Source organism: Bacillota bacterium, assembly GCA_013177945.1.
GTDB lineage: Bacteria > Bacillota > DSM-12270 > Thermacetogeniales > Thermacetogeniaceae > Ch130.
In genome coordinates this window covers 148716-175008 of the sequence record JABLXW010000008.1, presented here as the reverse complement: position 1 = coordinate 175008, position 26293 = coordinate 148716, and the positions used below count along the sequence as shown (strand labels likewise).

Here is a 26293-nt window from a genome sequence, read left to right as displayed (position 1 = left end):
GGGTGCCCGTTTACTATTACCAGGCGCGCGATTATGAAGGGTTGGTGCACAGGGGCACGATTGAGGCTGCCGCTCCGTCCCAGGTCGTGGAGCTCATGAACGCGGTCGGCCTCTTTGTCACGGACCTCAGGCCCCACAAAGCCACCTGGAAGAAGTGGGCTTTCCTGCGCCGCGTCAGCCTCAAGGACCTGGCGGTTTTCAGCAGGCAGCTGGCCGTGATGGTGCGCGGCCACCTCCCGCTCGTCAAAGCCCTTGAAGTTTTAGCGGCGCAGACTTCCAACTCTTTTCTGAAGGGGGTGGTCCTCGACCTTAAAAACCAGGTGGAAAAAGGCAAGGCGCTTCACGAGGCTATGGATCAGCATCCTGAAGCCTTTCCAGAGCTTTTCGTGGCCATGGTGGGGGCTGGAGAGGAAGCGGGCCTACTCGATGATGCCCTGGAAATTCTTGCCCGGCACTACGAGAAGGAAGACGCGGTGGTTAAAAAGGTAAAGACGGCGAGCATTTACCCTGTTGTTGTCCTGGCCTTCGCGGTGCTTGTGGTTGTCTTTCTGATTTCTTTTGTCTTGCCCCGCTTTTCCAGGCTCTTTTCGGGCTTTGGGGCGCAGCTTCCCTGGCCGACGCGCTTTCTCCTCGCCTGCGGCAACTTCCTCCACCACAACTACCTTTTTCTTACGTGGCTGCTCTTCGTTGCCGTCTTTGGCCTTATAGCCTTCCTGAAGTCGGAGGAAGGGAAGAACTGGTGGGACTGGTGTGTCCTGAAACTCCCCGTGCTCGGAAAGATCTACATGCAGCTGGCCGTTTACCGCTTCAGCAAGATCTTGGGGAACCTTGTTCAGGCAGGCGTTCCCATCCTCCGGGCCCTGGAAGTTGCTGCTAACACGGTGGGCAACCGCGTCGTTGCTTCGGGGATCATGGCGGCGCGGGCGAACATCCGGGAGGGCGAGACGATCGCTGCTCCTCTGGCGGCAACGGGTGTTTTTCCCCTGATGGTCACGGAGATGATTGCGGTAGGGGAAAGCACCGGAAGCCTTGATGAAATGCTCCACCAGGTGGCCGCCTACACCGAGGGCGAACTGACCTACACCCTCGACAACCTTACATCGCTCCTGGAGCCGGTGCTGATCCTCTTTATTGCAGGGGTTGTAGGATTTGTTGTACTGAGCATCTTCCTTCCGATTGTCAGCACCTGGAAGGCTTTGGGGACGCTTCGCTGAAGAAGAAAACTGAGGAGGGGAGAAGATGTTTTTCCGACGGCGTTTTCGGGGGCAAAAGGGTTTTACCTTAATCGAACTGCTGGCGGTCATCGCCATCCTGGCGGTGCTCATCCTCATCGCGGTTCCGATCATTTCGGCAAACATCCAGGAGGCAAAGAAAACAACGTGTGAGTCGAACATCAAAATGCTGAACTCCGCAATTCAGAGGTATTACTTTGACAAGGGAGAATACCCTGAAGATGTTGATGATCTTGTAAACGCTGGATACATTGATGAAGCACCGGTCTGTCCTGTTAATAAAGATGCTTCTTATGACATTAATAAAACGACTGGAAAAATTACCCACGACCACACCGAACAGTCAGCCGATTAGGAAGAACTTTTTATGAAACAGGCGAAAGATTCCGGCTTTACGCTCGCTGAGGTGCTCGCCGCCAGCTTCATCCTGGTGCTTGTGCTGGCGGTCTTTATTGGGCTCTTCCACGAGGGGCTAAAGACGACGGCGGCTTCTACCGATGAAGAAGAGGCCCTGGCGTTCGCCCAGGCAAAGCTCGAGGAGATCCAGGCGATGCGCTTTGAGGACGTCGCGGCGCTGGCCGACGGCGAGCCGGATGAAGAGCCATCTCCCGACGGAAAGTACACGCGTACCACTAAAGTAGATGAAGTAGAAGTAACGGATGACGGCAACAGGCTGCTCCGCGTGGAGGTTTCTGTTTCCTGGAATGAGGGAGAACAGCAGAGACAAGTAACCCTCGTGACGCTCGTTGCCGATAAGGAGGGTGAAGGAGGTGCTCGCTGATTCCCGCGGCTTGACGCTTCTCGAGGTTGTCGCGGCGCTCGCCATTCTCGCCGTTGTTCTTGCAGGCATCGTCGGGATCCTCGGGAACTCCCTCGACATCTGGGGAGCAGTAACCAAGAAGTCCTTCAGCCACCTCCAGGCCCAGCTTGGCCTGGCCTTTCTGACAAGGGACATCCGCAACGCGAGGGGTGTTGCGGAAGCGGGGGAGGAGCATTTGAAGCTTGAAAGAGACTCTGGAGAAGTGGTAGAGTACTTCTGCCGTGAGGGAGCCCTGGTGCGCAAAGAACAGGGCGCGGAGGCCGTAGTTGCCGAGGGCATCCTCAGTTTTTCGGTAAAAAAAGAGAGGCCGGGCCTTTATCGCATTTCCGTAAAGGGCGTCTCAGGGGGTACGGTCTTCACCCTGGAGTCGCGCGCCTCGCCCCGGGTGGCGAACTGGTAGAGGGTGGTGCAAATGTTGAGGGGTGTGATGAAACAGGAGCGGGGGAGCACCTTTGTTTTCGCCCTGCTGGCGCTGGCCCTGCTGGCCGTCCTGGGCCTGGGCCTGGCAACGGTGACGCTGGGGGAAAGCAGGGCGACTTACCAGAGCGTCGGCAAGACGAAAGCCCGCTACGCCGCGGAGGCCGGGGTGAACCGCGCCATCTTCGAAATCCGAAAGTACCTCGAGACGGGAGTTCCCCCCGCGCCTTCTTATCAGGACTCCCTCGGGCCGGGCCTGGACTATGAAGTATCCATCAATCCTGTGGCAAATACAAATATCTTCACCATAACTGCCTCGGGAACGCATCGCAATTTCTCAAAGGAGATTCGAGTAAAGGTTGACACCCTTCCAGAGGCGGCCGACTACGCAATCTTCACCGACGAAGACCTCCGCCTCGGCACTCTTGCCCGGTGCACCATCAAGGGGGACATCCACAGCAACGGAAAAATAGAAGCGGCAAGTGTTGCTTCCTTTAATTTAGAGGGCGAAGCCGAAGCAGTAAACGCCGGATCAAGCAGAATCAAAGGTCACCCAGTGAAACAGGCCGAAAGCATACCTTTTCCATACCTGGATTGGGATCGGATTAGGAGCCGCGCTGACTGGATTAACCCTGTAACCCTGGATTTATCAATTTTGGGTTATTCCATCCTTAAACTCTGGATCGTTCCCTACCTTAACGGCCAAACGGCGTATTTTACAGATGATGTCATCCTGATCGGTCCCTTCGTTGGGCGGGGGGTAATCGCGGCAGAAAAAAACGTTTACGTCCTTCTCTCTGGAGAAACTTTTACGCCCAACCCCAACGAAGGGATTATGCTTGCCGCTCGAAAGAATATTATTTTTCTTGCCAATATCGCCGATTTGGGCAATCTCTTGCGGAGCCTAGCTGGTTTCCTGGGAGACTTGCCTCTCATAGGGGATCTACTGGACACGATAATAAACAATTTGCTCAAAGCAGTCCTTAATTTGGTTGGCATTAAAGACCATCCCGATATCTATCTCAACGGTCTTCTCTATGCCGAACAAAACATCACAGGTGTCCTTAACGTTCTTACAGTAAAAGGCGCGGTCATTGCAGGTAGTATGGGCAATCTGGACCTATCTCTCGATGTAGAGCATGATCCGGAGCTGGCTTTAAAATTGCCTGTAAGAAAGATTTTCTTTAAAGATAACCCGGTCAGGGTTATCAGCTGGGAAGAGAATTGAAAGGGAGACCGGAATAATGCAACTGCCTTTGATTATGCTCCGGCAGGGCCCGCGGCTGCGGGTAGGGCTCGAGATCGCCCCCGGGAAGGCGCGTCTTGTCATGGCGGAAAAGACCAGGGACCGCCTTTCTCTCGTGGCCTACGGGGCGCGCTCCTTCGGCTCGCTGGAGGAAGACGCATCCGGGTTCGCGGAGGCGGTGAGAGATCTTTTTCAGTCTACCGGGGCGCCCCGGCAGCAGGTGGGGCTGGCTTTTTCTCACGTTTTCCTTTTTTTGCGCCGTGCCGTCCTCCCGAAGCTTCCCAAAAAGGAGGCGGCGCGGGCGATCAGGTTTCAGGCGGAAGCCCTCTTTCCGGTGGAGCTGGGAGACCTGGTCTGGGACGCGAGCGTTGCCGCGGAGATCAGCAACCAGACAGGAAAAAAGGTCGAGGTTCTGCTGGTTGCCCAGCACCGGAGGGTGGTGCAGCGGGTTTTGTCCTGCCTGGAGCAGTTTGGCCTCAGGTTCAGCTTTCTCGATGTCGAGCCCTTTGCCCTTTATCGCTCTTGCCTGGAGTTTCTCCCGGAGGAAGCGCGCGCCCAAAACGTGCTTCTGAACATCGGGGAAAGCAGCGTTTCGCTCCACGTGTACAAAAAGCATTTGCCGTACCGGTACCGGGTGATCTCCCTGGAAGGGTGGTCCGGGGCTTTAGAAGAGGTCAGAAATTCCCTGGAGTTTTGGGAGATCGAGTCCCGCGCTTCCCTCCCCAAAGTTTACGTGACCGGGGAGCTGAGCGCCGATGGGGCGGTGCTTGCAACACTTGAGAACTACCTCCAGAAGAAGATCGTTCCCGCCGATCCCCTCCAGGGCTTTCGTGTTCCGCCGGATATCTCAGGAGGCATTCTTGACAACCTGCGGGCGAGCTATGGTATACCCTTAGGAATTGTTTTGCGGAGGCAGTGGGTATGAAGGAGGTCAACCTTTTATCTGGAGAGCTGCGGGTGGTTGACAGGAGAGAAAAGCTGAAGGCTTTTCCCCGCAGAGTTTTTGCTGCAGTGCTTGGGTTTTTGCTCCTCGTTTTCTTCTGGCAGCTCGGTCTCCGGCTTTATCTGGACCACAAGATTAAGCGCCTGGAGCAGGGCATCGCCAGATACGAGGAGGCAGCGGCGCTTTATGACCAGCTGGTTAAACTCGAAGGGGCCAATCAAGAAAAAGCGCGCAGGCTTCAGCAAGCCGTGGCCTCGGAGCTTTCCTGGTCCGAGGTCTTGACGCTGCTTCCCGCCTCCACCCCGCCCGGTGTGACGCACTCCGGGTGGAGGGTCGCGGGGGGAGTTTTCGACCTTGAAGGGAGCGCTTCTACCTACGCGGACCTCGTGCGGTTCATAAAAAATCTGGAGGCTCTTAGTTTTGTCCGCGACGTTCACCTGCGCCGGGTTTTCGCCGGGGGACCTCAGGGACGCATCGAGTTCAGCCTCCAGCTAAGTCTTTCTGGGGGAGCTGAGAAGAAGTGAAGTCGCCGTTGGTTGCGGGGCTTTCGGAGAGAGAAAAAGTCCTCTTGACGCTTGCAGGCCTGGGCCTGCTCACGGCCCTGTTTCTTCTCTTTTGGTATTTGCCTGCGAAGTCCTACCTCGCCCAGAGGGGCCGGGTGCTCCGCGCCCGGGAAGAAGAGCTGCGGGCTGTGCAAAGCCTTGCCCGGAGCACTTCTGCGCTGCAGGCCCGGCTCGCGCGCGCCCGGCGGGAGAAACTTCTTTTGGACTCCCGGTTTCCTTACCGGCTCGAACCCGCCCGGCTCGTGGAGCAGCTCTGGGGAAGTGCTTTAGATGCGGGAGTTGCCCTGAACGAGGTGACCGCAGTCGCGGACCAGGAGGGGGGAGGGAAACCCCGCGCCTTTTCTGCGTATACCCTGGATGTCGGTTGTGCTGGCAGTTATCCGGAATTGGTTGCATTCGTAAAGAAGATCAAGGGATTAACCCCGCTTTTTATGATTGACGGCCTGGAGATCAAAAAACAGCCTGACGGTGTACTGCAGGCGCGCCTCACTCTCAAGACCTTCGTGGATGCCGGGGAAAACCCCCTGCCCGCCCTGGAGGAAGAAGCTGTCCCCCTGCTCGCGCCAGGGCGCCAAAGCCCCTTCTAAAGGCCAAAAATCCGCCACAGGCAGCGGCAGCCTGGGGTGCCTGGGAGTCTGATGTACCGGGGGGCCAAAAGTATTGACACAGGGGAGCAGTCCTGTTATTATCAGACAGGGGAGAAAGAAAATCGAAAATTTTTTTGCGTCCCGATGACTGCAAGGCTTGCGAAGTGTGCTTTGAAGAGTACCCGGAAGGGGAAAAATGGTGAGGGGCTTTGTGAGAAGGGCCTCTCAATTTTTTCTAGGAGTTTGACTGGATGTTCGGAGTTTTTCCAAGAAACTTGATTTTCAGGTGGAAACTTAAAAACTGCTTGACCTGCTTGCTTACAGGAATCACGGTCTCCTGCATGTTTCTGGGAATGGCTTTTTTTTATTTTTTTGTCAGGAAGCCTTCGTCAGGACGGAGCGCAGGGGCCTGGAGAATTATGTTTCCAGCCGGCAGCAGTTTCTCGAAGAGTGGCTTCGGGATAGACTTAGAGAGGCAGCATTTATCGCTCAACATCCCGAGTTCACCTCCCTTCAACCTTCAGGGATACGGAAATTCTTTCAAGAGTTTGCGGAGTCTCGGCCCTACTTTCAGGATCTCGTTTTTCTGGATGCTTCAGGCAGGTTGACGGCTTCGCTTCGGGGTGCTCCGGAGGCCCCTCTTGCTTATCTCCTGGAAAGGGTTTTTACGGGGCGCGGGTGCGTTTCCGTGGCTTTTTCCCGGGATTCATCTAGAGCAATGGTAGTGGTTGCGGTTCCGGTACGGGTTGGGGGCAGGTTTCAGGGGGTTCTGGCAGGGCTTATTCCTCCGGATTTCCTTTCCCGGTTCTTAGACGGTGGCGAGGTTTCCAGTTTGTCACTCAAGAGCGGGGGCAGGCTGATTCTTGCTCGGGGCGATGACAGAGCAAAAGGTGATGGCAGGCGCTTGATAGTGGCCCGGAGCGTTTTCCGGGATTCCGGCTGGGAACTCGTCGTTGCCCGCGACCTCACTGCGGTTCTTGGAGATTTAAGAAAAAAATTGCTTCTTGCTTTTGCGGCTGTACTGCCTGTTTTTGGGATGTTTCTGCTCCTTGCCAGGAGGCTTGCTTCATTTGTTTCCGAGTTTCTCCTGGATCTTGCTTCCATGATATTCCAGGTTGCCTCCGGAAAAACCGGGCAGCGTGCTCATGCCGGGGGGAAAAACGAACTTTCCGTTTTGGCACGGGCGTACAACACCATGGCGGCTTTTCTCGAGAGAGCGCGGGCCGAGCTGAGCGAAAGGCTGGAGATTCTGGAAAGGCAAAAGGTGCGGCTGGAGGAGCAAACCAGGGAATTGGCGGCGCTTCAGGAGGAGCTCTACCAGAAGCAGGCGGAGCTCGTGAAAAAGAACCAGATGCTCCAGGAAATGCTGGTTGTTGACCAGCTCACCGGGCTTTATAACAGGCATGCTTTTTTGGAGATGACCAGGGCAGAAATTAAGAGGTCCTTTCGCTACCGGGAGCCGCTTGTGCTTGCCCTCATAGACATCGATTATTTCAAGACCATCAATGACACCTACGGCCACTCTGTTGGGGATCAGGTGTTATGTGAAGTTGCGAAGGTCTTTAAGAATACGGTGCGCCACTCCGACCTGGCGGGGCGCTACGGCGGCGACGAGCTGATCCTCCTGGCTCCAAATACTAACCTCACGTCGGGCTGCTTTTTGGCAGAGCGCATCAGGGAGAACGTAAGCGAGCATCAGGTAGAAATTGGCGGCAGATTAACCGGAGTTACTGTAAGTGTTGGTCTTGCCTCCCTGGACAGCACGCGCTTTCCGTCTTCAGAAAAGATCAAAGATGCAGAAGTGGAAGTGATTTTGGGCGAGCTTTTGGAGCGGGCCGACCGGGGGCTCTATCTTGCTAAGAACAGGGGCCGCAACAGGGTTGAGGCGTGCTGAAGAGGTGCCTGTTTGTGTGGAAACAGGGCGGCAAGGTTGCCGCCCGTTGCTGTTGTTGCGTGGAGCGCCGTTGCAGGGTCCTGATGGATATCTCGTGGCCGCCAGGGATTCCCCGATGTTAAAAGCAGAGATGCATTTTTGGCGTTCCTGGTTTATGATCATCTTGCACGAAAATCTGCACATTTTAAAATGCAGGGGGATTGCTATGGGCGCGATGATTGAGGTGGAGGGGCTCACCAAGAGCTTCCCCGGTGGGGTAACTGCCGTGGACGGCGTCACTTTTTCGGTTGAAGAGGGGGAAATTTTTGGTTTTTTGGGCCCAAACGGAGCCGGTAAAACGACGACCATTGCCATGCTGACAACGCTGATTGCTCCCACCAGCGGCGCGGCAAGGGTGGCCGGGATGAGCATCACCCGCCAGGCCTACCAGGTGCGCCTGGCAATTGGCTATGTGTCGCAGGACCTGGCTGTAGACGACAACCTCACGGGATACGAAAACCTGAGGCTGCAGGCCGGTTTCTACCATCTTCCCCGGAGTGAGGTGAAGCGCCGGATCGCAGAGGTGCTGGAAATGGTGGATCTGACAGACCGGGCACATGACCTGGTGGAGACTTATTCCGGCGGGATGCGCAAGCGCCTGGACATAGCCTGCGGACTTATTCACCGCCCGCGCGTGCTCTTTCTTGACGAGCCGACCCTCGGCCTGGATATCCAGACGAGGCGGGAGATCTGGCAGTACATCAACCACCTGCGGGAGAACAATAAAATGACCATCTTCCTGACTACCCACTACATGGATGAGGCCGATGCCCTGTGCGACCGCATCGCCATCATCGACTACGGCCGCATCAAAGTCATCGACACACCCTCCAGGCTGAAAAGCATGCTTGGGGACGAACTTGTAGAATTCCGCTTCAGCACGGGTACGGCCGAAGAGATTGCAGCTGCGGTTGAGATCATCCGCGCCCAGGACTTTGTCGCCGAGGTCCGGGAGGCGGGGGCGCGGGGTTATGTTGCGGTGGTGACCGATGGAGAAACCGCAGTGCCCCGCATATTTGAAGCGGTTTCCGGCCAGCCGGCCCGCATCGGGGCAATCACGCATAAGCGCCCCTCGCTCGACGACGTCTTCCTCCACTTTACCGGACGGGAGATGCGGGAGAACGGCGGGGGGAGAGATGAGGCGATGCGGGCGCGGATGGTGATGTGGAGGGCGCGCAGATGAAAATCGGGAGGTTTCTTTCTGATGTGTACTGGGTGTTCTGGCGGGAGATAAAGCGGCTGTTCCTCCAGAAGTCCCGGATTGTCATGGCGGTTGTGCAGCCCGTCGTCTGGCTGGTGCTGATGGGGAACTCCATGGCCGGTCTCACCCGCAATCCCATTGCCGCCCGCATGCTGGGAACGGGCGACTACCTGAGTTTTATGGTTCCCGGCGTGATGATCATGACGACCCTGTTCGGGGGAGTGTTCGGCGGCACCTCGGTGCTCTGGGACCGGCGGCTGGGGTTCCTGAACAAGATGCTGACCGCGCCGATCTACCGGGCAGCCATTCCGCTCGGGAAGCTGCTGGCATTGATGGTTCAGAGCTGGTTCCAGGTGATTGTTATCGTGGTGGTCGCTCTGAGCCTGGGGGTGCACTTTGCCACAGGAGTCCCCGGGGTGCTTTTTATGCTGCTGCTGGCCAGTTTGTTCGGCGTGATCATGGGAGGAATATCTCTTGGCCTTTCTTCAATGCTGAAGTCGATCGAGGCCCTGCACGCGATCATGAACTTCCTGACCCTGCCGCTCATGTTCACCAGCAACGCCATGTTCCCTACCCAGGCAATGCCGGCATGGCTGCGGCAAATTGCCCATATAAACCCGCTCTCTTACGCCGTGGCCCCGATGCGGACGGTTGCGACGAGGGGTTGGATCTGGCAGGACCTCTGGGTCGGGCTGGTGGTCCTGGCGCTGCTGGCGGCAGCTTCGACCGCCTTTGCCGTCCGCCAGTTCCACAGGTCGATCGCGTGAAAGGTTTGCCGGCGCGCTCATCCCGCAGGTGTCCTCGCCGCCGCCTTCCTGCCTGGCAAAGATCCCGTCGGTTCCAGGAGGCACAGCGGTTCCGGCCCGGTTATGGATCCGGGCCTTTTCATTTTTGCAGGAGCCTGTTTGCAGAAGCCTGCATTTTTTCTCTAAGTCGGGGTGCGCCGTTAAAAGAATGAGCAGGAAACCATGAGATCGGGGCGAAGTCTTATAGAATCAGGGGATGGTAAAACGAGGTGCAAGGGAGGCATAAGAGTTGCGGAAAGCGACAGCCGAAGAAGTACGGGCGGTCTGCCGTTGGGAAGAGATCAGCTCTGCAACAACAGAGATGATCAAGCCTCTTGAAGCAATCATCGGGCAGGAGCGGGCGGTGAAGGCGCTGGAGTTCGGCCTGGGGATCGAGGCCCAGGGGTTTAACATTTTTGTGGCCGGGCTCCCCGGCACGGGAAAGAACACCGCAGTGCAGTCTTTTCTGGAAAGTGTTGCCGCGACGAAGCCAGTTCCTCCGGACTGGTGCTACGTCTACAATTTCCGGGAGCCCTACCGGCCCCGCGTTCTTAAGCTTCCTCCGGGCTACGGGAGAAAGCTGGCCGGGGAGATGCGGAACTTTCTCAAGCAGGCGCGCCAGGAAATCCCGCGTCTTTTTAAGAGCGACGAATACGCCAAGAGGCGGGAAGAGACCACGGCGCAGTACGCCAGGGAGCGGAACGCCCTTTTGAGCCGCCTGGACGAGGAGGCGGGAGCGGCGGGGTTTGTCATTCAAATCGGGCCGACGGGGATCTTCATCATTCCCGCGGTAAACGGGAAGCCCCTCAAAGCCGAGGAGTTTGAGGCCCTGCCTGAAGCCAGGCAGAAGGAGATCCTGGAGCGCCGGGAAAAAATTGAGGAGCTGGTGGGGACCACACTGAGGGAGGTCCAGAAGGTTGACCGGCAGGCCCAGGAGGCCCTGAAGGAACTCGACCGCCAGGTGGCGGGGAGAGCGCTGGACCTCCTGCTGGGGGAGCTGAAGGCGTCTTATTCCTCCTTCCCCGACGTCCTTTCCTATCTGGATGCTGTTTACACCGACATCCTGGACAGCCTCCCTCTTTTCCGCCATGAATCCGGGGAAGAACAGCAAAAGGCGCCCTGGCAGCAGCAGGAAAACCCTTTCCGAAAATACGAGGTCAACGTCCTGGTGGACAACAGCGAGACCAGGGGCGCCCCGGTTGTTGTCGAATTGAGCCCTACCTACTCCAATCTCTTCGGGACCATCGAAAAGGAGGCGCAGTTCGGCGCCCTGATCACAGATTTCACGCTGATCCGGGCGGGGTCGCTGCACCGCGCCAACGGCGGCTACCTGGTGGTGGCGGCGGAGGAGCTTCTCCGCAACGCCTTTTCCTGGGACGGCCTGAAGCGGGCGCTCCGGGACCGGCTGGGCGTGATCGAGGACCCCCTCGAAAGGCTCGGGTTTCTGGCTACGAAAAGCCTTCGCCCCGAACCGATTCCCCTTGATTTGAAGGTGATTCTGCTGGGGGACTCCTACCTCTATTCCCTTCTTTACCACTTCGACCCCGATTTTCGGGAGCTCTTCAAGGTCAAGGCCGAGTTCGGCATCTGGATGGAGCGCACCCCGGAGAACGTCCAGAAGTACGCCGCCTTTTTTGCCACCCTCTGCCAGAAGGAAAACCTGCTCCACCTGGATGCCTCGGCGGTGGCAAAGCTGGTGGAGTACGGCTCCCGCCTTGCAGGAGCGCAGGAACTCCTTTCGACCCGCTTTGCGGAGATTGCTGATCTTGCCCGCGAGGCCTGCTTCTACGCCCAGCAGGAGGGGGCTCCCTACGTTACCGCTGCACACGTCAGCCGGGCTGCGGCCGAGAAGCTCTACCGTTCCAATTTAATCCAGCAGATGATTCAGGACGCGATCCGGAAGAACACCATCCTCCTCGATCTCCACGGCAAGAAGGTCGGTCAGGTCAACGGCTTGAGTATAATCAGCCTCGGGGACCTGGACTTCGGAAAGCCGACGCGGATCACGGCAACCGTCGCCGCCGGGAGGGAAGGAGTTATTGACATCGAGCGGGAGGCGCGGCTCGGGGGGAGGATCCACACCAAGGGGGTGCTCATCCTCACCGGCTACCTGGCGGAGCGGTACCACCTGGAGACGCCCTTCTCTTTGAGCGCCAGGCTTGTTTTTGAGCAGAGCTACGAGGGGGTGGAGGGGGACAGCGCTTCCTGCGCGGAGCTTTTCGCCCTTCTCTCTGCCCTGAGCGGGATTCCGCTCCGGCAAAACCTGGCTGTGACCGGCTCCGTCAACCAGAAGGGGGAGGTGCAGCCGGTGGGGGGGATCAACGAAAAGATCGAAGGGTTTTACGACATCTGCCGGTTGAAAGGGCTGACGGGGGACCAGGGGGTCCTGATTCCGGCGGGAAACCTCCGGAACCTGATGCTGCGCGAAGATGTGGTGGAGGCCGTCAGGGAGGGGAAATTTCATGTTTATTTGATCAGCACGGTGGACGAAGGGCTGGAAATCCTCACCGGGATGCCGGCGGGAGAGCGCTTGCCCGATGGGAGCTTTCCCCCGGGAACGGTGCATGCCGCCGTTGCGGCGCGCCTGAAGGCTCTTGCGGAGCAGGTGCGGGCCGCCGCCGGGGCGGAGCGGGAAAAGCCCGGTCGGGAGAAGCACAATGGCGAGGACAACGGGGAAGCATAAAGGAGGCAGGCGCCCTTTTGGGCCCCTGGCTTCAACCCAGGTATTTCCGGGCGAGGGTGACGAAAAACCTGGTGAAGTGGTGCAGGCTCCGGATGTCGATCCGTTCGTCGGGGCCGTGGATTGTCGTCCTCAACTCCGGAGGAAAATCGGGGGCGAGGACGGCCACTCCGTAGCAGGGGAAGCCGGCCTCCCGCAGGAAGCGGGAATCGGTGGCGCCCGGGGAGATCATGGGGAGGCAGGTCACCGCGGCTCCCCCTCCGATTTCTTTAATGGCGGCTGCGATGCAGTCGTAGTACGGGGAAGCGACCGGCGAAAAGGAAGGGGGGCGGTAGTTGGGCATCTCGATTTCGATCTCGGTTCCCACGCACCTGCGCAATTCCCGGAAAACGTAGGCCCGGTCCTGCCCCGGCAGCACCCTGATGTCCACTTCGACCTCGCACAGGTCGGGGACGACGTTGGTTTTCACTCCCCCCCGGACGACGTTGGGGGAGATGGTGAGGCGGGTCATGGCGTGGAGGGTGGCGGCGAAGCCCCGGTCCTCCCAGCCCGCAAGAAAGGAGGCGAGGTTTGCCGGAGTGACCGGCTCCCTCCAGCCCTTCATCCTTGCGAGTGTATCGAGGAGTTTGCTTACCTCCGGAAGGAGGACGACCTCCGGCTGGTAGTCTCCCAGGTTTTTGACCGCCCGCGCCATCGCGAGGACGGCGTTTTTTCCCAGGCTGGGGAGGGAGCCGTGCGCCGCGGTTCCCCTGGCCCTCAGGGTGCTCCAGGCCAGCCCCTTTTCCCCGGTCTGGATGAAGTAAACACTTTCTTTTCCCAGGTTCAGGGGCTCCTCCGCCCCTTCGTTGACCACAAAGTCCGCTGCAATCTTCGCCCTGTGGTGCCTGAGCAGGTGCCGGATTCCATACCTCCCCCCCTTTTCTTCATCCGCAACTGCGGCAAAGATCAGAGTTCCCCGCAGGGGTTTCCTCTCCTGCTCCCGGGCGAGGATGAGGCAGGCGGCGGCCTGGGCGGCAGCCATGCCCTTGCAGTCGAGGGCTCCTCTTCCATGGACGAACCCGTTTTCGATTTCTCCCCCAAAGGGATCGAAGCTCCAGCTGCCGCCCGCGGGAACCACATCCAGGTGCGAGAGGTAGAGGAGGCGCCTTGCCGCAGGCGGCGCGGGGCCGAGGAAGGCAAGGAAGCTGGCGCGGCCCGGTGCCGCCTCAACGATCTCGTTGGGGATTCCCGCCCTGTCGAAGAGGTTTTTCAAGAAAAGGGCTGCCTTGATTTCGTTTCCCGGCGGGTTGGTTGTATTGATTTTGATCAGTTCAGACAGGATTTCTTCAGGAGAGAGGTCCGGTGCCATGTCTGTCTCGAATTCTCCTTCAAAGAAAGCCTGAGGAAAGCGCGCAGATTTTTAACTTCTCCAGGCGCGGCAAAAATCCTGCCTGGGCCGCGGGTTCAGGTGCCCCTAATCCTCGCGGCTTGAGGAGGCCTGCAGAGCTTCGGGCGGGCGTGTGCATTTGATCCAGGGTGTTGACGGGAGGGGTGAAGAATGAAGATGAGGCGGATTTACCAGCTGGTGGACAGGCTGGCCCTCGGCTATGAGCTCCAGCTTCAGCGTTTCCGGGAGATGCGGGATCTCGCCCGGCGCCAGCAGGAGGTGGTGCGCGCCGGGGGCGGTCTGCACCTTGAGGAGATTCTTGCCCGGCGCCAGGCCCTCATGGAGGAGATTGATGAAACCGGGCGGGAGCTTTCCGCGCTCCGGGAAGAGGTCCAGCAAATTTTGCATTTCAGAGAATTCAACCTCGAAAAGCTGAAGGAACTGGTGCATACGCCATCCTGCACGAAGCTGGGGGAAATTTTGCGGGAACTGGCCGGGGTGATTGAAGAGATCCAGGGCTGCGACCGGGAGAGCACCGCTCTCCTGGAAGGGCAGATCAAAGCGGTCAGGGGTTCTCTGCAGGATGTCCGGGCCTTGCGCGCCGCAAACCAGGCCTACCAGGCGAAGCCTCCGGACGGGGGGAGCTTTCTGGATCTGAAAAAATAATCAAGAGAAGCTCATTTTTCGGGGCGCAAAAATCTTCCCCGAAAAAGACAAATCACCATGTTATCTGACAAAATTTTTGCATCCACAGAGTAATCCACACCAGAATTTTAATAAAATTGAGGTTATGAACAGCTTTATCCACATTATCCACAGGAATTGTGCAGCTTTCGTGAATTTCGCGTGAACATTTTTCGACAGCCATTTAATTTTTGAGAAATTGACAGGACTCTCGCCTTGTGCTATGATGGAGGTGCTCGTGGAAATCCCGGATCTGCTGGGAAGAAGCGGGTCCGGTTTTTTCGTGGGGATTAAATTTTTAGGAGGAATGCGAAGTAATGCAAGGCAGAGTCAAGTGGTTCAACCAGGAGAAGGGATACGGCTTCATCGAGTGCGATGGCGGTGGAGACGTGTTCGTTCACTACTCAGCGATTCAGGAGGAGGGCTTCAAGACCCTGACCGAAGGCCAGCGGGTTGAGTTCGAGATCGTCCAGGGCGCCCGCGGGCCCCAGGCCGCCAGGGTCGTGAAACTATAGAAGATCTCTTATCTTGTTTCCGCTGTAATGGAGGAAACCCCGGCATGGGCTGCCGGGGTTTCTCTGTTAGGGAAGGGCGCCTGGGAAGGGAGAAGGATTTTTTCCCTGCAAAGGGAATAATAATAAATACCAGAACCGAAAGGAGTGGATGTTTGGGTGAAGATCACCATCCGGGGGAAAAACATCGAAGTGACCGAGGGACTGCGGGACTACGTGGAGAAGAAGCTGGTAAAGTTAACCCGGTATTTCGATCACATCCACGAAGCTCAGGTGACGGTTTTTACAGAGCGGGGGAGCTACGTTGCGGAGGTGACCATTCCCCTGAACAGCATGATCCTGCGGGGGGAAGAGGGAAGCGGGGAGAACCTTTATGCCGCCGTGGATCTGGTTGTCGAAAAGCTGGAAAAGCAGATCCAGAAGCACCGGACCAGGCTTTACCGGCGGTTCCGCAACCAGGGCCTGAAGGATCTGATTGCGGCTCTCGGTGAGGAAAACAAAAAGGAAGAGGAGCCGAAAGTGGTGCGGACAAAGCGTTTCGCCATAAAGCCGATGACTGTGGAAGAGGCCGTTTTACAGATGAACCTGCTGGGCCACGATTTCTTCGTTTTCAGCAACGCGGAAACAGAGCAGGTCAACGTCCTCTACCGCCGCAAAGACGGGAACTACGGGCTGATCGAACCCGAATTCTAGGTTCCCGGTCCGGGGTCGGCGCCTTGCTTTTGAGGCGAGGGAACAAGGGGCCCTGCAAGGGGCCCCTTTGTGCTGGCCCTTTCTTGCCAGGAGAGAGGAGAGGTGTTAAAATGAAAGCGGTCCCGGCCGGAAGAAGGTGAGAATATGCTGAGCGTTTTACGCAGTCTTTTTGATGACAACGCGCGCGAGATCAAGCGTTTGCAGAAAACCGTAGACCAGATCAACAGCCTGGAGCCCCAGATCAGGGGGTTGAGCGACAGCCAGCTGAGAGCAAAGACTGCAGAGTTCAAAAACCGGCTTGCCCAGGGCGAAACCCTGGATGACCTCCTCCCGGAGGCCTTCGCCGTGGTCCGGGAGGCGGCGCGGCGCGTCCTGGGGATGCGCCCCTTCGATGTGCAGCTGATGGGGGGAATTGTCCTCCACCAGGGAAGGATCGCCGAGATGAAGACCGGGGAAGGAAAGACCCTCGTGGCGACCATGCCTGCCTACCTGAACGCCCTGACGGGGCGGGGCGTCCATATCGTAACGGTGAACGACTACCTGGCGCGCCGGGACAGCGAGTGGATGGGAGGTATTTACCGCTTTCTGGGCCTCACTGTAGGGCTGATCGTGCACGGCCTGGATACCCTGGAACGGCAGCGTGCCTACGCTGCCGATGTTACTTACGGGACCAACAACGAGTTCGGATTCGACTACCTCCGGGACAACATGGTCCTGGATGCTTCGGAAATGGTGCAGCGGGAGCTCCACTACGCCATCGTTGACGAGGTGGACAGCATCCTCATCGACGAGGCGCGCACCCCCCTGATTATCTCGGGGCCGGCGGAAAAGCCGACGGAGCTCTACTACCGGATCGCGCGCCTGGTCCCCAGGCTTCAGGCGGGAGTCGATTACCAGGTTGATGAGAAGGCGCATACGGTGGCCCTCACCGAGGCGGGAGTCCGCAAGGTGGAAAAAATGCTGGGGGTCGACAACCTTTCCGATGAGGCAAACCTGGAGCTGGCGCACCACGTCTACCAGGGGCTGCGCGCCCACGCCCTGATGAAGCGCGACCGGGACTACGTGGTGAAGGATGGAAAGGTCATCATTGTAGATGAGTTCACGGGCCGCCTGATGTTTGGGCGCCGCTTCAGCGAGGGGCTGCACCAGGCGATTGAGGCCAAGGAAGGGGTGCGCATCGAGCGGGAATCCCAGACCCTGGCCACCATCACCTTCCAGAACTACTTCCGGATGTACCGGAAACTGGCGGGGATGACCGGTACGGCCGCCACCGAAGAGGAGGAGTTCCGGAAGATTTACGGGCTTGACGTGGTTGTGATTCCCACCCACAAGCCGATGATCCGGGTCGACTACCCTGATGTTGTCTACCGCACGGAGCAGGGGAAGTTCGCGGCGGTTGTGGAGGAGATTGCAGAGTGCCACCGGCGCGGTCAGCCCGTGCTGGTGGGCACCATCTCCATTGAAAAATCGGAGATGCTCAGCAGGCTTCTCAAAAAGCGGGGGATCCCCCACCAGGTCCTGAACGCCAAGTACCACGAGCAGGAGGCGAAGATCGTCGCCCAGGCGGGAAGGCTGGGAATGGTTACCATTGCCACGAACATGGCGGGGCGGGGGACCGACATTCTGCTCGGGGGGAACCCGGAGTACCTTGCCCGCGAGGAACTCCTCCGCCGGGGCTGTCCTCCTGAGGTGGTTGCCGAGGCGGCCGAGTACGGGACCCCCTCCTCCCCGGAAGTGGCTGCTGCAAGGGAAGAGTTCCGGCGGCTGGTGGCGAAATTCAAACAGGAGACCGATGCGGAGCACGAGAAGGTGGTTGCGCTGGGAGGCCTCCACATCATTGGAACGGAGCGCCACGAAAGCAGGCGCATCGACAACCAGCTCCGGGGCCGGGCGGGCCGGCAGGGCGACCCGGGCTCCTCCCGCTTCTACGTCTCCCTGGAGGATGACCTGATGCGCCTCTTCGGTTCCGACAACATCATGGGGCTCATGGATAAACTGGGGATGGACGACTCCGTGCCCATCGAGCACCCGCTTGTGACCCGGTCCATCGAAGCCGCCCAGAAGAAGGTGGAGAGCCGCAACTTCGAGCTCCGCAAGCACGTTCTGGAGTACGACGATGTCATGAACCAGCAGCGGGAGGTCATCTACAGCCAGCGGCGCCGCGTCCTGCTGGGCGAGGACCTCGGAGATACGATCAGAGAGATGATTTCCAGTGTGGTTGCGGACACAGTTGCCCGCTATACAGGAGAGAGCAAGTACCCGGAGGAGTGGGACCTGAAGGGGTTGCTTGCGTATGGAGAGCAGCTCTTCCTCCGCCCGGGTGCCCTGAGCGTGGCGGACCTGGAGGAGTGCACCTCGCGGGAGGCTCTCACGGCGCGGCTTCTTGAGGAGGCCGAAGCTTTCTGGCGCTCCCGGGAAGAGGAGCTGGGGGCCGAGATGTTGAGGCAGCTGGAGAGGGTAATTCTCCTCAGGGTTGTCGATGCCAAGTGGATGGACCACCTGGACGCAATGGACCAGCTGCGCCAGGGGATCGGGCTGCGCGCCTACGGACACTCCGACCCGCTGGTGGAGTATAAGTTTGAGGCCTATGCCATGTTTCAGGAGATGATTAAAAGCATCCAGGAGGATGTGGTCCGCTACCTTTTCAGGGTTCAGATCGCTCCGGCTGCGGCCGAACGTCGCCCCCGCCGCCTTGTGGAAAACCGGGGGGAAGAGGAGGAGCGCCCCCGGCCGGTCCGGGTGCAGCACATCGGGAGAAACGCTCCCTGCCCCTGCGGCAGCGGAAAGAAATATAAGCGCTGCTGCGGGAGGTAGGCAGGAATTCCTCATTTTATGGCAAAATAAATAAAAAAGGTTTCCGGAAACCAGACAGTACAGAAGAACGGAGGCAGAAGCGGAATGCAGGGGAAGAGGGCGGCTACGAAACAGGAGCTGGCGGAATTCTGTATTTCCGCCGATTTTCACTGCGACCAGCCCCTTTGTCACCGGGAGCTTTTATTGAAAGCCGTGCTGGGGGTTGTCAGGCCTCGCATCGTCCCTTTCCTGGAGCGTTTCTTTGGAGTAAAGGAACTCCTTTACCTCGCCAACATCGTTTCTGTAGGGGAAAACCAGCTGCACCATACCATCCGGATGGTGGAACTGGCTGCCCTCCTGCCCGGGGAGGTGCTTGATGCCCTGGGCATAGCCCGGGAAGAGCTGCTGGAAGGAGTTCTTTTCCACGACATTGGCAAGGGCAACGAGGTTGATGACAGCTTTTTTGATGCCCGTGCCGTCGCGAAGTCCCGGGTCCCTCTCCTGCTCCGTTCCTATCCCGGAATGAGGTGGGCGGAGTGGAAGACCCCCTTTCACGACCACGTGGCCCGGAGCGTGGAGATTGCCCGGAAGTACGGCCTTTCCGCACGCGTCCAGGAGGGAATTGCCCTCCACCACCATGTAAAAATCAGGCCCAGGACCCTGAACCTTGTGGGGGACGCCCTTTGCTTAACCGGGATTGTCAAGCATGACATTTTCAATTATAATCCCGAGCAGTATGCGGCTCCCGGCTGCAACCTTGCCCAGACGATTGCCATCCTCGACCAGCTGTGCGCCATTGAAAGAAAATTCCAGGCGCGGGTCAGCCTCGGCCTGGAGCCCCAACAGATCGAAGATGAGGTGGTCCGCGACCTGGTGATCGGGATCACCGGGGCGGAGGACCCCCGCCTCAGGGTGCTGGACGTGAGTTTGACGGGAGACGAGTCGGTGATCCTGCTCGACCTGCGGGCCTTCGGGAGCTTTGTCAAGCTCCACACGGAGTACGAAATCCAGAACATCAAGGTTTCCATTCTCCAGCTGATGCGCTCCCTGGTCCGGGTCAACCGGGCGGGAAGAGAGCGCGACCTGGTGGCCCTGATCGGCGGAGATGAATATGCGGTGATCACAAAGGTGAAAGACCCCCGCATCCTGGAGGAGATGATCGAGCGGATTGCCGTTATTGTGAAGCAGCGCACCGGGTTTGAAGTGCGTTCTGGTTTTGGAACGGGGGGGAAGATTCCGGAAAATTTCCACCAGGCCCGGCTCCAGGCGGAGATCAACAAGAGATGCCGTTTTCTCAGGCCCGAAGCCATGTCCCAGGGAGAGTGAACCCGTTGGTCGAATGGAAAGAGTGGAGAGAATGGAAAAGAGAACTTGAAGCATTGAAGGAAAGGTTTGCAGAATTGAGGGTTTCTCTTTGACATTGAAAGAAAAGAAGCGGAGCTTCAAAAGCTGGAATCTCGCGCCGCCTCCCCTGACTTTTGGGCAGATGCCGGGCGGGCGGGAAAAATCCTGCAGGAGGCTGCCGGGCTCAGGGAGGAGCTGAGCCTTTACCACAGGCTGCGGAACGATCTGGAAGAGCTTGAGGTGCTCCTTGAGCTGTTTGCGGAATCCGAAGACCCCGAAATCGGGGCAGAGCTGGAAGAGGGGATTCAAAAATTCGGTGCCGCTCTGAACCGCTGGGAGGAGGAAACCCTTTTCACGGGCCCCTATGACCACCGGAATGCTTTGATTTCCCTGCACGCCGGCGCCGGCGGAACGGAGGCCCAGGATTGGGTGGAAATGCTTTTCCGGATGTACGCCCGCTGGGCGCAGGAGCAGGGTTATAAGGTGGAGGTGCTCGATCTTCTGCCGGGGGAGGAGGCAGGCATTAAAAGCATTACTGCCCTGATCTCCGGACCCCGGGCCTACGGCTACCTGAAGGCGGAGCGCGGCGTCCACCGGCTCGTCCGGATTTCTCCCTTTGATGCCTCCGGAAGGCGCCACACCTCTTTTGCCTCGGTTGATGTCATCCCGGAAATGGAGGAGGCCGAGGTGGAGATCGATCCCGACGACCTGCGGATCGATACCTTCCGGGCGAGCGGCCACGGCGGCCAGTACGTCAACAAAACCGATTCCGCGGTCCGGATCACCCATCTCCCCACCGGGATCGTCGTCCAGTGTCAGAGCGAGCGATCTCAGCTGGCGAACCGGCTCCGCGCCATGAAGATCCTCCACTCCCGCCTGGGGGAGCTGAAGAGGAGGGAACAGGAGGCCAGGCTGGCGCAACTGCGGGGGGAGCAGCGGGAAATCGCCTGGGGAAGCCAGATCCGTTCTTATATTTTTGAGCCCTATACCCTTGTCAAGGACCACCGCACCGGACTCGAACTGGGCAACGTCCAGGCCGTGATGGATGGAGCAATAACTCCCTTTATCATGGCGTACCTCCGCCAGTTCCGGGAAAGCTGAAGCCGTTCCGCATGGAACCTTTTGCCGGGGAGCCTGCATCCAGGAGCCTGTAAATGAAGAGATTGATTGCCGGTTTTTTGATCACCCTTCTCGTGTTTTTGATGCTCTGCGAATTTACGCTGCCCGGCCTGGCTGCCGGAGCCCTCGCTCGGGAGGTGGAGCGCAGCGAACTCCACCCGGGGCGGGTGGAGGCGCGCGTCTTTGCCTTTCCGGCGGCAAAGATTCTCCTGGGCAGGGTGGATGGGGCGCGCCTGGAAATGGAAGCTGTGGATTTAAAAGGCTGCCGCGCTTCGCTTCTGGCAGTCGACATTCCCCGCGGGACCCTGGACTGGCGGGGGGTGAGGGAGGGCGCTCTCCCCGTTGCCTTTCAACCGGCCGGCCCCGTCCGGGTCCGCCTCGTCATCGGGGAAAAGGATTTAAATGAATACCTTGCCCGGTCGGGCCTTAGAGGGATTGAGAACCCCAGGCTGGACTTCGGCCCGCGAGGCGTCAGGCTTGAAGGGAAGGTCGGTTTTCTGGGAAGCTCCCTCACCGTTTCGATTTGGGGGAGCTTCCGGTCGGACAGCGACGGGCGTGTTGAGTTCTTTCCCACCGAACTGCAGGTTGAAGGCGAAACCCTCTCTCCCGAGCTTGCTCAAAAGTTTCTCCCGCACCTCCGCTTCAACCTTACCGGAGCGGAACTCCCCTTTTCTTTCAAGGTCCGGCAGGTTAACATTACCGGCGAGAATCTGATCCTTTCCGGTCAGATTTAAAGGAATTTTCTGTCGAAGCGAGAAAATTTTTAGGGGGACGTTGCACGGCGGGGGCTGCTTTGGGAAAGACTAAGAACGGGGTGAGAGGATTTTGTGCAAAAAAAGGTGATATGTTCTTACATCTGGATTACCTTTGGCGCTTTAGGCACCGCCCTCGCCCTGGATCTCTTCCTCGTCCCCAACCGGGTGGCCGCCGGTGGAGTAAGCGGCCTTGCGACGATTCTGTACCACCTTCTGGGAATTCCGGTAGGCTGGACGCTGCTGGCGCTTAACATCCCCCTCTTTTTGCTCTCCTACCGGGAACTGGGGCTTCAGGTGGTGGTCCGGAGCCTGTACGGGGCTGTTGCCACATCGGTTTTTGTGGAGGCGCTTGCTTCCTGGCTCCCGGTTCCGACCCGCGACCTTCTCCTCGCCTCTATTTACGGGGGGGCCCTTGCCGGGATCGGGATGGGTATAGTGCTCCGGGCGCACGGAACCACCGGGGGGACAGATCTGGTGGCCCGGCTTGTTTCTAAATATTTGCCCGTAACGGTGGGGCAGGCTCTCCTGGGGGCAGATTTTGTGGTGATCAGCCTGGCCGGGATTTTTTTCAGTGCCGAACTGGCCCTGTACGCCCTGCTGGGCCTCCTGGTAACGGGCAAGGTCGTCGACCTGGTTCAGGAGGGGATCAGCTACGCCAAAGCGGCCTTTATCATTTCCGTGCGGCCGGAGGAGATCGCCAGGGCGATTTTCCGGGAGCTTGACCGGGGCGTAACCTCTCTGCCGGGAGAGGGGATGTATACAGGGGAGAAGCGCCCGGTGCTCCTGTGCGTGGTGGCGAAAACCGAGGAGAGCCGCCTGAAGGAGGCAATCTACCGGGTGGACCCCCGCGCCTTTGTGTTCATCACCGACGCCCATGAGGTTTTGGGGGAGGGATTTAAAATCCCCCGTTGACTTTGAGTTTTAAATTGCGGAAAGGGGAACTAGATGTGGCAGAGGCAGCACCGGCGTTGCTTCGGGAACTGGAGGCAAAGGCGCGCACCCTCCGCGTGAATCTCATCCGGATGCTGGCAGAGGCCGGCTCCGGGCACCCCGGGGGGAGCCTTTCAGCGGTGGAAATTGTGACGGCCCTCTATTTTCACGTGATGCGCCTCAAGCCCCTCGAGCCTGACTGGCCCGACCGCGACCGCTTCATCTTGAGCAAGGGGCACGCCGCACCCCTTCTCTATGCCGCCCTTGCGGAGCGCGGTTTTTTCCCTCCTGAGGAGCTCCTGACCCTCCGGAAGCTGGGAAGCCGCCTGCAGGGGCACCCGGACCTCCGGAAGCTGCCGGGGGTCGAGGCTTCAACGGGATCCCTCGGGCAGGGGCTTTCCATCGGCCTGGGAATCGCCCTTGCCGGGAAGCTCGACGGGCGCGGCTACCGGGTCTATGTCCTCCTGGGCGATGGGGAGTGCCAGGAGGGGCAGGTCTGGGAGGCGGCAATGGCGGCGGCCCACTACCGGGCGGACAACCTTACTGCCATTCTGGACTACAACGGCCTCCAGATCGACGGCCCTGTTGCCCAGGTTCTCTCCCCTCTCCCCTTTGCGGAAAAGTGGGAGGCCTTTGGCTGGGCCGTGAGGGAGGTTGATGGGCACGACTTCGCTTCTCTGCTCGATGCCTTCGCCTGGGCTGCAGGGGTGAGGGGGCGCCCCTCCCTGATCCTTGCCCGGACGGTCAAGGGAAAGGGCGTTTCTTTCATGGAGAACAGGGTTGACTGGCACGGAACGGCACCCAACCGGGAGCAGGCCGCCCGCGCCCTCGCCGAACTGGGAGCTCCGTCCCCCTGAGGAAAAAGGGGAGAGGCTGCTTTTTATAGAAACCCGGAACGCAGGAATTTGGAGGTCAGGTTGTCGTGAGCAGGCAACAGGAAAAGATCGCAACCCGAGATGCCTACGGCCGCGCTCTGGTGGAGCTGGGTGCGCGTTACCCCGAGATCGTCGTCCTCGATGCGGATTTATCCAGGTCCACAAAAACCCACGAATTTGCAAAGGCATTTCCGGACCGCTTCTTCAACATGGGGATTGCGGAGCAGAACCTGATGGGAACGGCTGCCGGTTTTGCCCTGGCAGGAAAGATCCCCTTTGCCAGCACCTTTGCCGTTTTTGCAACGGGCCGGGCCTTTGATCAGGTCCGCAACACCATCGCTTACCCGGGTTTGAACGTGAAAATCGTTGCTACCCATGCCGGAATCACGGTCGGAGAAGACGGCGCCTCCCACCAGGCGCTTGAAGACATCGCCCTGATGCGCGCTCTTCCCAACATGACGGTGATTGTTCCGGCCGATGCCACCGAAACCGCGCGGGCGGTGGCTGCTGCCGCGGTCCACCGGGGGCCGGTTTACATCCGCCTGGGCCGGCCGGCGGTGCCGGTCCTCTTTGGGGAGGATTACAAATTCCGCTTGGGTGTGGCCACAATTCTCAGGGAGGGCCGCGACGCGGCGATCTGCGCCACCGGGGTGATGGTTGCGGAAGCGCTCAGGGCTGCCGAGCAGCTGGCCGCGCAGGGAATTGAAGTTGCGGTGGCCAATTTCCACACCATTAAGCCGCTTGATGTGGAGACCGTGGTGCATCTCGCCCGGAAGACCGGGGCGCTTGTCACCGCTGAAGAGCATACGATTTACGGCGGGCTGGGGAGTGCCGTTGCCGAGGTGCTGGGGGAGCACTGCCCCGTCCCCCTGGTTCGGGTTGGAATCCAGGATCGATTTGGGGAATCGGGGAGCCCCGCGGAGCTGATGGAGGCCTTTGGCTTGACCGCCCCCTACATTGTCCGGGCCGCGGAGATCGCGCGCTGGCGCCGCGACAGGTGGGCCGGGCGCTCCTGCTAGGGCCCCTTCCGGAAATTGTTGGGGAAACTGGAATCTCAATAATCGACTCTTTGTTTCATACCAAAAAAACTGGTGAATTTGTTGATCTTAACAGGAAGTAAAAAGGAAATTCTCATTTTGTGTCGAAACAACCTCCAGAAGGAGGTTGTTTTTCTTAATTTAGCTGAAAAATTTGGCTGAAAATTTTTAGGACTCGTGCGAATCTGATTGAGGTGATCTGATTGATTCAGTTCTACAACGTCTCCAAGTTTTACCACAACGGGATCAAGGCTCTCTCAGGAGTGACGCTCCACATTGCAAAAGGAGAATTTGTCTTTATCGTGGGACCGAGCGGAGCGGGAAAATCAACCCTGATCAAGCTCATCTTCCGGGAAGAGCTTCCCACGAAGGGCCAGATCTATGTTGGAGGCCGGAGCATCATCAGGATGAAGCCGCGGGAGGTTCCTTTCCTGCGCCGCCAGATCGGAATGGTCTTCCAGGACTTCCGTCTTTTGCCGGACCGGACGGTCTTCGAAAACGTTGCCTTTGCCATGCAGGTTGTGGGGGCAGGCCCCGCGGAGATTAAGCGGCGCGTTCCGGAGGTCCTGCACCTGGTGGGTCTGGCGGAACGGGCCCAGATGTACCCCCGCCAGCTTTCTGGTGGTGAGCAGCAGCGGGTTGCGATTGCCCGCGCCCTTGTCAACAACCCGTCTTTGCTCATCGCCGATGAGCCGACGGGGAACCTGGATCTGGATACCTCCTGGGAAATTATCAACTACCTCCAGGAAATCAACAGGCGGGGGACCACCGTCCTGATTGCCACCCATGCCCGGGAAATTGTCGATGCGCTGCGGCAGCGGGTGATTGCTCTTGACCGCGGGAAAGTCGTCCGGGACGAATACCGGGGTGCTTACGCTCATGCGACTTAGGATCGCCCTCTACGTCATCCAGGAGGCGCTTCGCTCTTTAAGGCGCAACGGCTGGCTGAATTTTGCGGCTGCGGGAACGACGGCCGTTTCCCTCTTCGTTTTGGGGGTCTCGATTCTCCTGGTTGTCAACACAAATCACATCGCAAGAACGGTGGAATCGAATGTGGAGATAATGGTTTACCTGGACCAGGGCCTGAGGGCCGAGGAAGTTCAGGCGCTCCGGATGCGGATCATGCAGGTTCCCGGTGTAAAGGAGGCGCGCTTCATCTCCCGCGAGGAGGCTCTTGCCTCCCTGGAGCGGCAGTTTGGGAAGGGAAGCCGGCTGCGGGAGAGCCTGGGGGGAACCAACCCCCTCCCCGATGCCTACAAGGTGCGCACCATCGAACCCCGGCAGGTGGTTGCGGCCGCGGCCGCCATCAACCGGCTGCCGGGAGTAGAAAAGGTGCGGTACGGACAGGGGGTTGTGGAGAAGCTGTTTCAGCTTACGGCCTGGGTGCGCCTGGTCAGCTTTGGGGTGATGGGGCTGCTCAGCCTCTGCGCCGTTTTTCTCATTGCCACGACGATCCGCCTCACCATGTACGCCCGGCGCCGGGAGATTGCAATTATGAAGTATGTGGGGGCCACCGACTGGTTTATCCGCTGGCCCTTCCTTCTTGAGGGGGTCATCCTGGGCGGGGCGGGGGCCCTCGCCGCGCTCGCAGTTCTTTATTTTTCCTACGGAACGCTTGTGGCGAAGCTCCAGACGGCCCTTGCTTTTCTCCCGCTGGTGAGGGAGGAGAGCATTATGCTTCAGCTCTGCGAGGGGCTCCTGGCGGCGGGAATCGGGCTTGGGGTAATCGGGAGCTACATCTCCGTGCACCGCTACCTCCGGGTCTAGGAGGCAGGGCA

25 protein-coding genes are annotated in these 26293 nt (G+C 58.9%); 24 read left to right on the top strand and 1 reads right to left on the bottom strand.

Translation table 11 applies throughout. The features are described from left to right. Positions 1 to 2 precede the first annotated feature (2 nt). The 12 genes from HPY58_05790 to HPY58_05735 all read left to right on the top strand — a co-directional run bounded on the left by HPY58_05790 (position 3) and on the right by HPY58_05735 (position 12410). A complete protein-coding gene (locus HPY58_05790) occupies positions 3 to 1214 on the top strand; it encodes a type II secretion system F family protein (GenBank protein NPV29168.1) in 1212 nt (403 codons plus the stop codon). Between the two features lie 25 nt (positions 1215 to 1239). Next, positions 1240 to 1587 carry a prepilin-type N-terminal cleavage/methylation domain-containing protein gene (locus HPY58_05785; protein ID NPV29167.1) on the top strand — a complete coding sequence of 116 codons (348 nt, stop codon included), beginning with the start codon at positions 1240 to 1242 and terminating at the stop codon, positions 1585 to 1587. 12 nt (positions 1588 to 1599) lie between these two features. Further along, the gene (locus HPY58_05780) at positions 1600 to 2013 is read left to right on the top strand and encodes a hypothetical protein (protein ID NPV29166.1); all 414 of its coding nucleotides are present in this window, start codon (positions 1600 to 1602) and stop codon (positions 2011 to 2013) included. Further along, positions 1994 to 2452, top strand: a complete 459-nt coding sequence (locus tag HPY58_05775) for a type II secretion system protein (protein ID NPV29165.1) — start codon at positions 1994 to 1996, stop codon at positions 2450 to 2452. Before HPY58_05780 ends, HPY58_05775 begins: the two co-directional genes overlap by 20 nt. 15 nt (positions 2453 to 2467) lie before the next feature. Further along, positions 2468 to 3697 carry a hypothetical protein gene (locus HPY58_05770; GenBank protein NPV29164.1) on the top strand — a complete coding sequence of 410 codons (1230 nt, stop codon included), beginning with the start codon at positions 2468 to 2470 and terminating at the stop codon, positions 3695 to 3697. Positions 3698 to 3713: 16 nt separating this feature from the next. Beyond that, a complete protein-coding gene (gene pilM / locus HPY58_05765; protein ID NPV29163.1) occupies positions 3714 to 4640 on the top strand; it encodes a pilus assembly protein PilM in 927 nt (308 codons plus the stop codon). Then, entirely contained in the window at positions 4637 to 5182 is a 546-nt protein-coding gene (locus HPY58_05760) for a hypothetical protein (protein ID NPV29162.1), read from the top strand. Before pilM ends, HPY58_05760 begins: the two co-directional genes overlap by 4 nt. After that, positions 5179 to 5808: a type 4a pilus biogenesis protein PilO gene (gene pilO / locus HPY58_05755; GenBank protein ID NPV29161.1), complete on the top strand. Its 630-nt coding sequence runs from the start codon at positions 5179 to 5181 to the stop codon at positions 5806 to 5808. Before HPY58_05760 ends, pilO begins: the two co-directional genes overlap by 4 nt. A gap of 604 nt (positions 5809 to 6412) precedes the next feature. After that, positions 6413 to 7702: a diguanylate cyclase gene (locus HPY58_05750; protein ID NPV29160.1), complete on the top strand. Its 1290-nt coding sequence runs from the start codon at positions 6413 to 6415 to the stop codon at positions 7700 to 7702. Between the two features lie 205 nt (positions 7703 to 7907). Further along, positions 7908 to 8924: an ATP-binding cassette domain-containing protein gene (locus HPY58_05745; protein NPV29159.1), complete on the top strand. Its 1017-nt coding sequence runs from the start codon at positions 7908 to 7910 to the stop codon at positions 8922 to 8924. Further along, positions 8921 to 9709 (top strand): ABC transporter permease, encoded by a 789-nt coding sequence (locus tag HPY58_05740; GenBank protein NPV29158.1) that lies wholly within the window; start codon positions 8921 to 8923, stop codon positions 9707 to 9709. The genes HPY58_05745 and HPY58_05740 overlap by 4 nt, the downstream gene beginning before the upstream one ends. Positions 9710 to 10049: 340 nt before the next feature. Further along, entirely contained in the window at positions 10050 to 12410 is a 2361-nt protein-coding gene (locus HPY58_05735; GenBank protein NPV29157.1) for an AAA family ATPase, read from the top strand. Positions 12411 to 12441: 31 nt separating this feature from the next. On the opposite strand, the gene HPY58_05730 is transcribed toward HPY58_05735, so the two are convergent. Further along, complete coding sequence (locus tag HPY58_05730; GenBank protein ID NPV29156.1) at positions 12442 to 13755, bottom strand: M20/M25/M40 family metallo-hydrolase; 1314 nt, start codon at positions 13753 to 13755, stop codon at positions 12442 to 12444. A gap of 189 nt (positions 13756 to 13944) precedes the next feature. Between HPY58_05730 and HPY58_05725 the strand changes: the two genes are divergently transcribed. The 12 genes from HPY58_05725 (at position 13945) to HPY58_05670 (ending at position 26282) form a co-directional block, all read left to right on the top strand. Beyond that, on the top strand, positions 13945 to 14439 hold the full coding sequence (locus tag HPY58_05725; GenBank protein ID NPV29155.1) for a hypothetical protein: 495 nt from the start codon (positions 13945 to 13947) through the stop codon (positions 14437 to 14439). Positions 14440 to 14774: 335 nt separating this feature from the next. Next, positions 14775 to 14972: a cold shock domain-containing protein gene (locus HPY58_05720; GenBank protein NPV29154.1), complete on the top strand. Its 198-nt coding sequence runs from the start codon at positions 14775 to 14777 to the stop codon at positions 14970 to 14972. A gap of 156 nt (positions 14973 to 15128) precedes the next feature. Then, positions 15129 to 15662, top strand: a complete 534-nt coding sequence (gene raiA / locus HPY58_05715; protein ID NPV29153.1) for a ribosome-associated translation inhibitor RaiA — start codon at positions 15129 to 15131, stop codon at positions 15660 to 15662. 144 nt (positions 15663 to 15806) lie between these two features. After that, complete coding sequence (secA, locus tag HPY58_05710) at positions 15807 to 18476, top strand: preprotein translocase subunit SecA (GenBank protein ID NPV29152.1); 2670 nt, start codon at positions 15807 to 15809, stop codon at positions 18474 to 18476. A gap of 84 nt (positions 18477 to 18560) precedes the next feature. Further along, positions 18561 to 19781, top strand: coding sequence for an HDIG domain-containing protein (locus tag HPY58_05705; GenBank protein ID NPV29151.1), 1221 nt, complete (start codon positions 18561 to 18563; stop codon positions 19779 to 19781). Between the two features lie 93 nt (positions 19782 to 19874). Continuing rightward, positions 19875 to 20900 (top strand): peptide chain release factor 2, encoded by a 1026-nt coding sequence (locus tag HPY58_05700; protein NPV29150.1) that lies wholly within the window; start codon positions 19875 to 19877, stop codon positions 20898 to 20900. A 53-nt stretch (positions 20901 to 20953) separates the two neighbouring features. Beyond that, the gene (locus HPY58_05695) at positions 20954 to 21652 is read left to right on the top strand and encodes a DUF2993 domain-containing protein (GenBank protein ID NPV29149.1); all 699 of its coding nucleotides are present in this window, start codon (positions 20954 to 20956) and stop codon (positions 21650 to 21652) included. Positions 21653 to 21745: 93 nt separating this feature from the next. Continuing rightward, positions 21746 to 22585 (top strand): YitT family protein, encoded by an 840-nt coding sequence (locus HPY58_05690; protein NPV29148.1) that lies wholly within the window; start codon positions 21746 to 21748, stop codon positions 22583 to 22585. A gap of 35 nt (positions 22586 to 22620) precedes the next feature. Beyond that, the gene (locus HPY58_05685; GenBank protein ID NPV29147.1) at positions 22621 to 23460 is read left to right on the top strand and encodes a transketolase; all 840 of its coding nucleotides are present in this window, start codon (positions 22621 to 22623) and stop codon (positions 23458 to 23460) included. A gap of 65 nt (positions 23461 to 23525) precedes the next feature. Continuing rightward, on the top strand, positions 23526 to 24497 hold the full coding sequence (locus HPY58_05680; protein ID NPV29146.1) for a transketolase family protein: 972 nt from the start codon (positions 23526 to 23528) through the stop codon (positions 24495 to 24497). Positions 24498 to 24718: 221 nt separating this feature from the next. Continuing rightward, a complete protein-coding gene (gene ftsE / locus HPY58_05675) occupies positions 24719 to 25405 on the top strand; it encodes a cell division ATP-binding protein FtsE (protein NPV29145.1) in 687 nt (228 codons plus the stop codon). Next, entirely contained in the window at positions 25395 to 26282 is an 888-nt protein-coding gene (locus HPY58_05670) for an ABC transporter permease (GenBank protein ID NPV29144.1), read from the top strand. Before ftsE ends, HPY58_05670 begins: the two co-directional genes overlap by 11 nt. Positions 26283 to 26293 lie beyond the last annotated feature (11 nt).